This window comes from Pelosinus baikalensis (assembly GCF_020819555.1).
Classification (GTDB): domain Bacteria; phylum Bacillota; class Negativicutes; order DSM-13327; family DSM-13327; genus Pelosinus; species Pelosinus baikalensis.
Map to the genome: position 1 here is coordinate 114,389 of NZ_JAJHJB010000006.1, position 12,549 is coordinate 126,937.

General features: G+C 37.7%; 13 protein-coding genes and 1 riboswitch. All 13 genes read left to right on the forward strand.

The genetic code is table 11. The features are described 5' to 3' along the window. Position 1 precedes the first annotated feature (1 nt). The 13 genes from remA to LMF89_RS06715 all read left to right on the forward strand — a co-directional run bounded on the left by remA (position 2) and on the right by LMF89_RS06715 (position 12,548). Positions 2-268, forward strand: a complete 267-nt coding sequence (remA, locus tag LMF89_RS06655; RefSeq protein ID WP_007934670.1) for an extracellular matrix/biofilm regulator RemA — start codon at positions 2-4, stop codon at positions 266-268. Between the two features lie 24 nt (positions 269-292). Then, on the forward strand, positions 293-907 hold the full coding sequence (gene gmk, locus LMF89_RS06660) for a guanylate kinase (protein ID WP_229534434.1): 615 nt from the start codon (positions 293-295) through the stop codon (positions 905-907). A gap of 21 nt (positions 908-928) precedes the next feature. After that, on the forward strand, positions 929-1,135 hold the full coding sequence (gene rpoZ, locus LMF89_RS06665; protein WP_007934668.1) for a DNA-directed RNA polymerase subunit omega: 207 nt from the start codon (positions 929-931) through the stop codon (positions 1,133-1,135). Positions 1,136-1,144: 9 nt separating this feature from the next. Then, a complete protein-coding gene (coaBC, locus tag LMF89_RS06670) occupies positions 1,145-2,341 on the forward strand; it encodes a bifunctional phosphopantothenoylcysteine decarboxylase/phosphopantothenate--cysteine ligase CoaBC (protein ID WP_229534435.1) in 1,197 nt (398 codons plus the stop codon). A 56-nt stretch (positions 2,342-2,397) separates the two neighbouring features. Beyond that, positions 2,398-2,500: riboswitch (SAM riboswitch) on the forward strand. Positions 2,501-2,560: 60 nt separating this feature from the next. Continuing rightward, positions 2,561-3,751 carry a methionine adenosyltransferase gene (gene metK / locus LMF89_RS06675; protein WP_007934666.1) on the forward strand — a complete coding sequence of 397 codons (1,191 nt, stop codon included), beginning with the start codon at positions 2,561-2,563 and terminating at the stop codon, positions 3,749-3,751. A 227-nt stretch (positions 3,752-3,978) separates the two neighbouring features. Continuing rightward, positions 3,979-6,411: a primosomal protein N' gene (gene priA / locus LMF89_RS06680; RefSeq protein ID WP_229534436.1), complete on the forward strand. Its 2,433-nt coding sequence runs from the start codon at positions 3,979-3,981 to the stop codon at positions 6,409-6,411. Between the two features lie 41 nt (positions 6,412-6,452). Continuing rightward, positions 6,453-6,947, forward strand: coding sequence for a peptide deformylase (gene def, locus LMF89_RS06685; RefSeq protein WP_036680144.1), 495 nt, complete (start codon positions 6,453-6,455; stop codon positions 6,945-6,947). Positions 6,948-6,952: 5 nt separating this feature from the next. Further along, positions 6,953-7,894 carry a methionyl-tRNA formyltransferase gene (gene fmt / locus LMF89_RS06690; protein WP_229534437.1) on the forward strand — a complete coding sequence of 314 codons (942 nt, stop codon included), beginning with the start codon at positions 6,953-6,955 and terminating at the stop codon, positions 7,892-7,894. Between the two features lie 13 nt (positions 7,895-7,907). Continuing rightward, complete coding sequence (locus LMF89_RS06695; RefSeq protein ID WP_229534438.1) at positions 7,908-8,675, forward strand: DUF116 domain-containing protein; 768 nt, start codon at positions 7,908-7,910, stop codon at positions 8,673-8,675. Positions 8,676-8,694: 19 nt separating this feature from the next. Continuing rightward, entirely contained in the window at positions 8,695-10,026 is a 1,332-nt protein-coding gene (gene rsmB / locus LMF89_RS06700) for a 16S rRNA (cytosine(967)-C(5))-methyltransferase RsmB (protein WP_229534439.1), read from the forward strand. A gap of 10 nt (positions 10,027-10,036) precedes the next feature. Beyond that, positions 10,037-11,080, forward strand: coding sequence for a dual-specificity RNA methyltransferase RlmN (gene rlmN / locus LMF89_RS06705; protein WP_007953036.1), 1,044 nt, complete (start codon positions 10,037-10,039; stop codon positions 11,078-11,080). 229 nt (positions 11,081-11,309) lie between these two features. Continuing rightward, complete coding sequence (locus tag LMF89_RS06710) at positions 11,310-12,077, forward strand: FHA domain-containing protein (RefSeq protein ID WP_229534440.1); 768 nt, start codon at positions 11,310-11,312, stop codon at positions 12,075-12,077. After that, the gene (locus tag LMF89_RS06715; RefSeq protein ID WP_007953032.1) at positions 12,078-12,548 is read left to right on the forward strand and encodes an FHA domain-containing protein; all 471 of its coding nucleotides are present in this window, start codon (positions 12,078-12,080) and stop codon (positions 12,546-12,548) included. Position 12,549 lies beyond the last annotated feature (1 nt).

The window sequence follows — 12,549 nt, forward strand, 5'->3', positions numbered from 1 at the left end:
TGTGGAAATTAAACTTATTAATATTGGGTTTGGTAACATTGTGTCTGCTAATCGAATTATTTCGATTGTGAGTCCTGAATCTGCGCCGATTAAAAGGATTATCCAAGAGGCTCGTGATCGGGGAATGTTGATTGATGCAACTTATGGACGCCGTACCCGAGCCGTGATCATAACCGATAGTGATCATGTTATTTTATCCGCTGTGCAACCAGAAACGGTAGCGCATCGTCTTGCCAGTAAAGAAACGAGTGAAGACACTGCAGAATAGCAGAAAATGAAAGGAGTAGCAGTTGTGGCAAAAGAAGGAATTTTACTTGTGTTATCTGGTCCATCGGGAGCAGGTAAGGGGACAATTTGTCAAGAATTGCTGCGTACTTATCCTGAGTTACATTATTCTATATCGGCTACTACACGCAAAGCCCGTGTTGGAGAGGAACATGGAGTTAACTATTGGTTTGTATCTCATGACGAGTTTCAGAATATGATTCAAGATGATGAACTCTTAGAGTGGGCTGAGGTTTATGGGAACTTTTATGGAACACCCTGTCGTCAAGTAAAAAAATTACTAAATGATGGCAAGGATGTTGTCTTAGAAATTGATGCACAGGGAGCTACGCAGATTAAAAGGAAATTTCCGCAAGGTGTATTTGTCTATATAGCACCGCCATCTTTAGATGAATTGGCTAATCGCATACATAAACGAGGGACAGATAGCTTAGATGTAATCAAAAATAGGTTAAGTTGTGCTAATAATGAATTGTCATATGTACATAATTATAATTATGTAGTAGTCAATGATAAGGTACAAGTGGCAACGAATAAAGTGGCTGCAATTATTACAGCCGAAAAGTGTCAAGTAGTACGAAATTGTAATATAGTAAAAGAAATTTTAACGAATATTAAATAAATAAAAATTAGGGGGACTACTATGATATATCCATCATTAGATGTATTAGTTACTAAAGTTGATAGTAAATACACTTTAGTAGTACTTGCGGCAAAACGGGCTCGTGAGATTATGGATGGGGCGACTTCTTTAGTTGAGAGTAAATCCAATAAACAGGTGACGATTGCTTTAGAAGAAGTTGCGCAAGATAAAATTTCCTATGAACGGACCAAAAGTGGTATAAAATAGGAGGTTTCCATGTTGAAAGGAAAAAATATTGTAGTTGGTGTTGCTGGCGGCATCGCTGCTTATAAAATAGTAGACCTTGTAAGTCAATTAAAAAAGCAAGGTGCAAATATATATGTTATCATGACTCAGTCAGCGGCTAACTTTGTTACGCCGTTGACTTTTCGTGAAATAAGTGGACAGCCAGTTGTTGTTGATATGTGGGCTGAAACTACCAATTGGAATGTTGAGCACATTGCCTTAGCAAGTAGAGCAGATTTATTCATATTAGCGCCTGCCACAGGCAATATGATTGGTAAAATAGCAAATGGTATTGCCGATGATATGTTAACAACTACGGTAATGGCAACAACGGCCCCGGTTTTATTTGTTCCAGCTATGAATACCAATATGTATTTAAATCCGATCGTTCAAAAAAATATCAGTAGTTTAACAGAGTTAGGATATCATTTTATGATACCAGAGAGCGGGATGTTAGCATGTGGTGTAGAGGGAATAGGACGCTTACCTGATTCTAAAGTGATTTTAGAAAAAGTCCATCAGTTGATAGTTGCCCAAAATGATTTTGCAGGTAAAAAAGTCTTGATTACGGCTGGTGGTACGAAAGAAGCGATTGATCCTGTAAGATATATTGGCAATCGCTCTAGCGGGAAGATGGGATATGCTTTAGCAAGTGCTGCTGCTGCAAGAGGAGCAACTGTTACGTTAATATCAGGACCTACCAATTTAAAAGTTGCCTGCGGAATTAAAGTCGAATATGTAGAAGCCGCATCAGATATGAGGACTGCTGTATTGGCGCATTATAATGAGAGTGACATTGTAATCAAAGCTGCTGCTGTAGCCGATTATCGTCCACAAAGTACTGCAGAACACAAAATTAAGAAGACTGGCGATACATTACAGCTTGTGTTAGAAAGAAACCCTGATATATTATTAGAACTTGGTCAGTTGAAAAAACAGCAGATGCTAATTGGCTTTGCTGCGGAAACTCAGCAGCTGGTTCTCCATGCTCAAGAGAAACTAGCAAAAAAAAATCTGGATATGATTATTGCTAATGATGTATCTGTTCCAGGCGTTGGGTTTAATGCAGATCACAATATAGCGAAGGTGTTATACCGTGATGGGCGGATTGAAGAGTTATCCAAAATGTCCAAAGAACACATGGCAAACATTATTTTGGATAAAATTCTCGCAGAATGTCGAAAATAGGTTGATTTTTTTATTATTTTACATTAGTATTTAATTTGATACAATTTTATATGATATGCTCATCAAGAGTTGGTGGAGGGATTGGCCCAATGAAACCGCGGCAACCATTTGGAATCCAAAACGGTGCCAATTCCTGCGGAATAATCCGCAAGATGGGAGAGTGTAACACCCTCCCTATGGGTGTTTTTTATTGTTTATTAATAAATGGGGGTATGATTTGTGAAAAAAAAGAGAGTTTTATTTACATCAGAATCAGTTACTGAAGGCCATCCAGATAAAATAGCAGATCAAATTTCAGATAGTGTATTAGATGCAATCATGGCAAAAGATCCAATGGGACGTGTAGCTTGTGAAACTCTTATTACGACAGGGCAAGTACATGTAGTTGGTGAAATCACTACAAGTTGTTATGTGGATATCCCAAAAATTGTACGTGACACGGTGAAAGAAATTGGTTATACACGTGCAAAATATGGTTTTGATGGAGATACATGCGGTGTGCTGGTTTCCATTGGAGAACAATCAGCTGATATTGCTTTAGGCGTTGATAAGTCTTTAGAGGCCAAACGAGGTCAAATGGACGAAATTGAATCCATTGGGGCTGGTGACCAAGGAATGATGTTTGGTTATGCTACCAATGAAACTCCTGAATACATGCCATTAACAATCGCTCTAGCTCATAAATTGGCTCGTCGTTTAGCAGAGGTGCGCAAAAATGAGGAAGTAAGTTATCTGCGTCCTGATGGTAAAACTCAAGTTACAGTAGAATACGAAGACGGTAAACCCCTTCGCGTTGATACCATTGTTATATCGACTCAGCATGGCCCTGAAGTTGAACTGGCAACCATTGAAAAAGATCTGATTGAGAAAGTAATTGCTCCTATTGTTCCAGCAGAATTATTAGATGAGAAAACCAAATACTATATCAATCCGACAGGTCGTTTTGTAATCGGTGGACCACAAGGTGATGCTGGTTTGACTGGTCGAAAAATAATTGTTGATACCTATGGCGGAATGGCTCGTCATGGTGGTGGTGCTTTCTCTGGTAAAGATTGTACCAAAGTTGACCGCTCTGCAGCTTATGCTGCACGTTACGTAGCTAAGAATGTTGTTGCAGCAGGATTGGCAGATAAATGTGAAATTCAGCTAGCCTATGCTATTGGTATGGCTCATCCAGTATCGATTATGGTAGAAACTTTTGGGACTGCTAAGGTGGATGAAGATGTAATTGCTGAGCTTATTAAAAAGCATTTCGATTTGCGTCCGGCTGGTATTATTAAAGCGTTAGATTTACGTCGCCCTATCTACCGCCAAACAGCGGCTTATGGGCATTTTGGTCGTACGGATGTGGATTTACCATGGGAAAGGACCGATAAAGCAGAAACGCTTCGTAAAGAGGCTAATCTATAATTGGGACGTTAGCTGTTTTAGCAGGATTTTTCTGAATTTCATGGGAATTGTATATGCTATAGCCAAAAAAGAGGGAACAATGAGCTTCCCTCTTTTTAATTTTATGATAATTATGAAGGTAAAAATCAGTTATATGCTACAAAATCGTGTTAAGATATAAATAGGCAAGCTGAATCCTCTAAAAGGAATACCTTTAAAAGACTATTTAATAGCGAATGGTGGTAAATATGCAACGTATTGCTCAAGTTTTAATAAACATTACAACTAAAAATATTAATAAAGCTTTTTCTTATAGCATTCCTGAACATTTGGATTATGTTGATGCAGGATGGCGTGTTTTAGTACCTTTTGGTAATCGTAAATTAGAAGGTTTTATTATTGATATTATAATAGAGGAAGACTCGAATAGTATTGAGTTAAAGTCAATTATCGATATATTAGATAATGACAAATGGTTTGATGAGCATATGATGCATACAGCTAGATGGATTAGTGAATATTATCTTTGTAATTTAGTAGATGCCATGCGTTTATTTATTCCAGGAAAATCGGGTGTGAAAAGTGTTGTTGCTTATTCTATCGAGATGGAAGTGGACACAGAAACAACACTAGTTGCCTTATCTGCTAAATATCCAGAATATAGCCAAGTACTGTCATATATAGAGATGCACAGCCCTATTCTTTCCGTTAAGCTGGAAAAGAAATTTGGCCCAAGCGTTTTAAAAGCGATAAGATACTTAGTGAGGAATAAGATCATAGTCGCTGAATCAATTGCCAAAAAAATGGGTACACACCGTTATAAAACGGTAATGAGTTTACTAATGGATGCCGAAGCAACTCGAGAGCAAATTAACAAGTTGGCAAAAAAGCCAGCACAATGCCGTTTGCTGCAATACTTGATAGATCACGGGCAATTGGCATCTGATGAATTGAAAAAGAGTAATACCAGCCATGACACTGTAAAAAAATTAGTACAGGACGGTCTTATAAAACTTGAAAAAGTTCAAGTGGTACGTGATAGTTATGCGGATATATGTAAAGTAAGGAATAATATATCATTAACAGTAGAGCAGCAGCAAGCATTAGAAAAAATTATGCCAAAGATGGAAGCAAAGGAGTTTCAATCGTTTTTACTGCATGGTATTACTGGCAGTGGAAAGACACAGGTGTATATTGAAGCGGTAGCGGCTGCGCGTCAAAAGAATCGCCAAGCCATTGTTCTTGTTCCTGAGATTGCTCTTACTAGCCAAATTGTCTCAAGATTTAAAGCTAGATTTGGTGATGATGTTGTTGTAATGCATAGTAAATTGTCTACTGGCGAACGTTATGATGCTTGGCAGCGACTTCGAGGCAAGCAAGCTGGTATTGTAATTGGTGCACGTTCTGCCATTTTTGCGCCCTTGCCAGATCTCGGTATTATTATTATGGATGAAGAACATGAATTTACGTACAAACAAGAAGAAACACCTCGTTATCATACAAGACAAGTCGCTATTACAAGAGCGACTTTGTCTGGAGCGGTGGTCATTATGGGCAGCGCTACGCCAGCAATTGAGACTTATTTTCAGACTCAAATGAGTCAACATACCTTGTTGCTTATGTCAAAGCGCATTGCTAATGCAAATTTGCCTGCAGTCACTATCGTTGATATGCGGGAAGAATTGCGTAAGAAGAGACGAAGTGTCATATCACTTCCCTTACAAGAACTGCTGCAAGAGACTATAAGTCGTGGAGAACAAGCTATTATTTTACTGAATCGTCGTGGTTATGCTACCTTCGTCATGTGTCGGGAATGTGGACATATTGTACGTTGTAAGCATTGCGATATTTCTCTTGTGTATCATTCTGTAGGGAAGAAGCTGAAGTGTCACTATTGTCAGTGTATTGAAACGGTTCCGGATATTTGCCCTGAATGTAATAGCCGCTATATTCGGTTTTTTGGAACCGGCACACAAAAGCTACAAGAGGAAATAGTAACATTGTTTCCCCATATTCGTGTAGTGCGAATGGATCAGGATACAACAGGTGGAAGAATGGCCTATGATCGTATTTTAGAGGCATTTGCTAAAGGAGAATATGATCTTTTACTGGGGACACAGATGGTGGCTAAAGGGCATGACGTGAAAAACGTGACGGCCGTTGGCATTATAGCAGCTGATAGTATCTTAAATTTACCGGATTTTAGAGCAGCGGAGCGTGTATATGCGTTGCTAACTCAGGCAGCAGGTCGTGCAGGTCGCGGTGATAAAGCAGGAAAAGTCGTAGTACAGACGTATAATCCTGAACACTATGCAGTACAGGCAGGAGCTAATCAGGATTATCAAAGTTTTTATGAAGCTGAGATTGTGTATCGTAAAGCGCTTTGTTATCCACCTTATGGACAAATCATAAAATTAACTGTTCAGGCTAAAGAAGAAAGTATGGCTCGCAGCCAGGCTGATCAAATAATCAAAGAATTGCGAAGTTTAATGGCGGAAAGTAAGACTGTAGAAATAATAGGGCCGTTTCCCGCTCCGATTGCTAAAGTCAATGATATATTTCGTATGAACATTATTATAAAAGCAAAGGATCTCACTAGTGTGAGGACTCACATAACATCTATGGGATTAACCATACGTCCAGATGTTATGATTGATGTGGAACCTGTTAGTATCATGTAGAATAATTTGTTTAGTATAGGCGTGGATTTTTGTATAGTTCTATGATAAAATTTGTGCAGGATTTATCCAAGGTAGGAGGGTATTATAACTGTATGGAAATTAGAAAAGCTGGTGACAAAGTATTAAAAGAAATAGCTGAGCCTGTAGCTCGCGTTGATAGAAAAATAAGGAAACTTATTGATGATATGGCTCAAACTATGTATAATGCTGATGGAGTTGGATTAGCAGCTCCGCAGGTTGGCGTATCTCTTAGGGTGATTGTTTTGGATGTGGATGACGAGCTGATCGAATTAATAAATCCAATTATTATAAAAAGTGAAGGCTGTGAATTAGGTAATGAAGGATGTTTAAGTGTCCCTGGGGTTTTTGGTGAAGTTGAGAGGTTTTCTGAAGTTACCGTTACAGGATTAAATCGTTTTGGTAAAAATATAACTATTACAGGGACTGGTTTGTTAGCTAGAGCCCTGCAGCATGAAATTGATCATTTGGATGGCATATTATTTATTGAAAAAGCAAAAACCATTCATAAGGGGTAATTGATATGTCAAAATTAAGAGTCGTATTTATGGGGACGCCAGATTTTGCTGTTCCTTGTTTAGATGCATTAGTTAAAGAAGAATATAATGTTGTTGCAGTGGTAACTCAGCCTGATCGACCTAAAGGGCGAGGACAAAAACTGGCAGAGTCCCCAGTAAAGCAGGCTGCAATTTCTTATAAATTACCTGTATTGCAACCTAATAAAGTAAAAGACCCTGCATTTCAAGATGTATTGTTCTCTTTAAAACCTGATATTATTGTTGTTGTTGCTTTTGGACAGTTATTGCCCAAAACGCTATTAGATTTACCTCCTTTGGGTTGTATAAATGTGCACGCATCTTTATTACCTTTATATCGGGGAGCTGCACCCATCCATTGGTCAATTATTAAAGGTGATAAAGTAACTGGTGTCACCACAATGTTTATGGATATTGGCATGGATACAGGGGACATGATATTAAAGGAGAAGGTATCCATTTCTGAAATGGATACTACTGGCGATATCCATGATAAGTTAAAAAATATTGGTGCAAAGGTGCTTAGTGAGACGATGAAATTAATTGTGGATAAGAAAGCTCCACGTATTGCACAAAATAATGAAGAGGCTACCTATGCTTCTATGTTGACAAGGGAATTAGAACGTATCAATTGGCAAGAACCGGCAGCTGCCATTCATAATTTGGTTAGAGGTCTTAATCCCTGGCCTGGCGCTTATTGTTTCTATCAAGATAAAAACTTAAAAATCTGGCAAACTAGGATTTATCCAACAGATGATATAGTAGCTCAGTCAGGGAGAATCGCTAAGATTACTGCAGAAGGTTTTGTAGTAGAAACAAGGCAGGGCTTGCTGGAAATTTTAGAAGTTCAGCCTGCCAGTAAGCGTCGTATGAGGGCAATTGATTTTATATGTGGTTATGGGTTAAGTGTTGGCGATATCTTAGAATAGAAGGTGAATTTTCATGATAGAGGTGATGGCTCGTCCCAAGAAACGCTTGTTTTTGGCACTTATATTAGCTAGTTTGTTAGTGGCTACTCTTTCTACTTATGGATTGTGGATGGTAAGCTTCCCAGGATTAGCAAATATCAGCACTCACTTGCCGATTATTCTTGGCGTTTTCTTGGCATTATTTATCTTGGCTATTGGAATTGGAGTTGGTGGAATCATTCTAGCTATTTTAGGTTTTTCTACTCTAGCTTTATTCCAAGGACCTGCTTGGTCTGCTATTAATTTATTATTTCCCCTTGCCATTCGAATTGGTAAAATCTTTGATGTGGAAAAGGAAAGAGTCGAACGTTCCTTTATTGAAGTTAGTAATTACTTAATACAGCAAAAAAGAATTAAAGTTGCACCTGAGAAACTCTTAATTCTTACACCACATTGTATTCAAAAAGAGATGTGTCAGTATAAAGTGACTCACGATATTAGTAATTGTCGAAAATGTGGTGCTTGTCAGGTAGGAGATTTACTGACGATTTCAGAAAAATTTGGGGTACATGTAGCAATTTCTAATGGAGGGACATTAGCTCGTAAGGTGGTAAAAACCTTGCGTCCCCATGCCATTCTAGCCATTGCTTGTGAACGAGATTTGACAAGTGGTATTCAAGATGTGTTTCCGATTCCCGTTATTGGTGTTTTGAATGAAAGGCCAAATGGACCATGTTGTAATACGCGAATTGATATTAAACGAGTTGAGAAAGCGGTACAAGATTTTATTCTTAAAAAATAAAGGTAGTAAAGGTGAACAAATGGATGCACGTGAAATTGCTCTTAAAATTATCAATGATGTGACAAGTAATCATGCTTATGCAAACATAGCCTTAGTGAGAGAGCTCAATCGTCACAAGATTTCTGATCAAGACCGTCGATTTATTACAGAATTAGTATATGGTACGATTAAGGCCGGTGAAACCTTGGATTGGATTATTGGTCACTATGTAACTAGGTCGTTAAATAAAGTTGCGCCAGTTATTTTGAATATTTTGCGTATGGGAATGTATCAGATCTTCTTCTTGTCCAAAGTTCCTGTATCCGCAGCTTGCAATCAAGCAGTAGAATTAACAAAAAAATATGGACATACTGGTACTGTGAAATTTGTAAATGCGGTGTTAAGAAACGCTGGTCGGGGACCTGAAAAAGTAATTTATCCCGACAGAGAAAAGAATATTGTCAAATTCTTAGCCTTAAAATATTTTCATCCCCAATGGATGGTGGCTCGATGGGTGAAACGTTTAGGCGCTGATGCTGCTGAAGAGTTGTGCCAGATTAATAATGTGACTCCAGCTCTTTCATTACGTACCAATACGTTGAAGAATACCAGAGAAGAACTGTTAGATATTTTAAATCTAGAAGGTGTAAGTGCGGAAGCATCGGTATGGACTCCAGAAGGAATTGTATGTCATAGTTATCCAGCGCTTAGTACATTAAAATCGTTACGTGATGGATTATTTCAAATACAAGATGAAAGCTCTATGTTAGTTGCTCACGTTCTGGCTCCTAAGCCAGGCGAGTTTATTATTGATGCTTGTGGCGCACCTGGAGGTAAAAGTACCCATATCGCAACGTTAATGGAAAATAAGGGGCGGGTTTTGTCAACGGATATTTATGAACATAAATTAGCTCTAACCCAGGAGAACGCTCAGCGATTAGGTCTGACAATTATTGATGTGCAGAGTCTGGATGCGACAACCTTAGGCGATAACTATGCAAGACAAGCGGATAAAGTATTAGTGGATGCACCTTGTTCTGGATTAGGAGTCTTACGGCGAAAAGCTGATTCTCGCTGGAGAAAGACCGAGGATATGTTTAAGGAATTACCGATATTACAAATGGCTATTTTAAAAAGTGCTGCGGAATGCGTAAAATTGGGTGGCACCTTAGTATATAGTACTTGTACAACTGAGCCGGAAGAAAACCAAGATGTTGTTAACAATTTTTTGAAGGGAAATCCGGATTTTGCCTTGCAGCATGCCGGGGAAATGTTTCCAGTTACAGAAAATAAGGCTGAGATGGTGCAGTTATGGCCACATATTGATCATGTAGATGGATTTTTCATTTCTCGTTTAGTGCGAGTGAAATAGGTGAACAAAAATGAATATTAATATTTTTGGAATGTTTATAGAGGAGATTGCAGCGGCCATCCAGCCCTATGGTTTGCCTAAATACAGTGCTGTGCAAATTGCAAAATGGATGTATCAGGATGGGGTTTATGATTTTAAAGATATGACGAATATATCCAAGAAACATAGGACATTATTAACGGAGTACTTTGTGATTCATTCTGTAACGGCGCGAGCTGTTGAACAATCTTCAGACGGTAAGACTAGTAAATATTTGTTGGAGTTTCATGATGGCATGGCAGTAGAAACTGTTTTAATGCGCCAGTTCTATGGTAATAGTGTGTGTATATCAACTCAGGTTGGATGCGCCATGGGATGTGTATTTTGTGCATCCACTTTAAATGGTGTTTCAAGGAATTTAACTGGTGGCGAAATGTTGGCGCAAGTTTTATATATTAATAAAGTATTGCAGCAGGAAGGGAGCACTGTGAATACCATTGTTATTATGGGATCAGGAGAACCCTTGGCCAATTATGACAATGTTTTAAAATTCATTAAATTATGCCATGCCGAATATAGCCTTCACTTAAGTTATCGAGGCATAACATTATCTACATCTGGTTTAGTGCCAGAAATAAACAGATTAGCAGCAGAGGGATTGCCGTTGACGCTGTCTATTTCTCTGCATGCATCGAATAACGAATTACGTTCTTTGTTAATGCCAATTAATAATCGCTATTCCCTACCGGAGGTCATGGCTGCAGGCGATTTTTATGCCGAACAAACAGGCAGGCGAGTGACATACGAGTATATATTAATTGCAGATCTGAATGATAAGATAGAACATGCTAAAGAGTTGGCGATTTTGATGAGGGGACGTCTGGCCAATGTCAATTTGATTCCCGTTAATCCAGTAATTGAGCGTGGATTATTACGACCTGACAGCAAAACAATTCAACACTTTGAGAAGATTCTTCTTGAAAGAAGAATTAACGTTACAGTTCGTCGTGAAATGGGAACAGATATACGTGCTGCCTGTGGGCAGCTTCGAAATAAAGTTTTAAATGAAAATTAAAAGCTAAGCAAAAATAAATAGTATCTTGACTTTCTTATAAGCAAAATTAGCATATAATTTTGTTCTAAGGAAATAGTTGAGGTCTATACCTGCCAAATAAGGACTTGGTACAAGCCAGGTCTTTTTTATGTTACTGATTTAAATAAAATGGGATAATATTACCTTATTTTGACTATGCTGATAATATAACGTATAATAAAATAGATTAAATTATTGGTGAGGTAATGACATGAAGTTTGTAAGAAGTTTAGAAAATATGTTTGAAAAATATATTGAAGGCTTTTTTAATAATAAATTTTCCAGTGGGTTACAGCCTATTGAAATTGGTAAGCAATTAGTTAGGACAATGGATGATGAAAAAACAGTGGGTATTTCTAAAACCTATGTTCCTAATTTATACATCGTTTATTTAAATAATGCAGATTACAGTCGAATCGTTTCTTATAGCCAGACGATTTGCAAAGAGTTATCCCTTTACATAGCAGGTCAGGCAGAGCAAAGGCAATATACGATTATCGGTACACCTGTAATCGAATTTAATGAGGATATAGGGATTACAAAAGGTAATTTTCGCGTGGTTAGTTTCTTTAGTGAACCACTGCCAGAAGAAAATAAGTTGGAAAGTGAAGATCCTGGATGTCATCTTGAGTCGGATACTCGTGTGTTTGATAAAGTAGAATGTAATATGATGGGTAAGGAGCCATGTTTATTAGGGACATTAAAAGTTTTGGAAGGACCTGATATAGGAGTAAAAGTTGATGTAAAGAACAATCGAGTGAATATTGGTCGACGGGCCAGTAATGAATTACCACTTACGGATTTAAATACATCTCGTTTACAGGCTTATGTGATCGTAGAGGATAAAAATCACATCTTATATGATGCTAAAAGCCTTAATGGCACATATGTTAATGATCATCGGATTATGCGTAAAGAATTAGAAAATGGTGATCATATAAAAATAGGTAATACTGTTATTTTATATGAGGTGAATTAAATGCCCAATAAGGAGGCTTTTTTCAACTATATTGGAATAGTATTACAATATAGTTTGCTAGGATTAATCTATTATTTTTTAAGCAAAGTCATAAAAATTATATATACTGATTTAGACCGATCAGGACAAAAAAAATTATCTATAGGAAATGAAGGTAATCAATCTAATTTTCATAAGCGGGCTAATCTGCTTGTTGTTGATAGCGGACACATCAAATTATCCCAGAATAGTTTTTCTTTAGATGATATTACATACCTTGGACGTAATGAACAAAATGGAATTATCATTGATGATTCATTTGTATCTCATGAACATGCCAGTATTAATAAAGGACAGCAGGGATATTTGCTGACAGACTTGAACAGTACCAATAAAACGTATTTAAATGGTCAGCCTATAGTGGAGGCGACTTTATTGAAAAATGGTGATTTAATTAAAATTGGAGCGGTAACATTTAGCTTTAAGGGGTGAG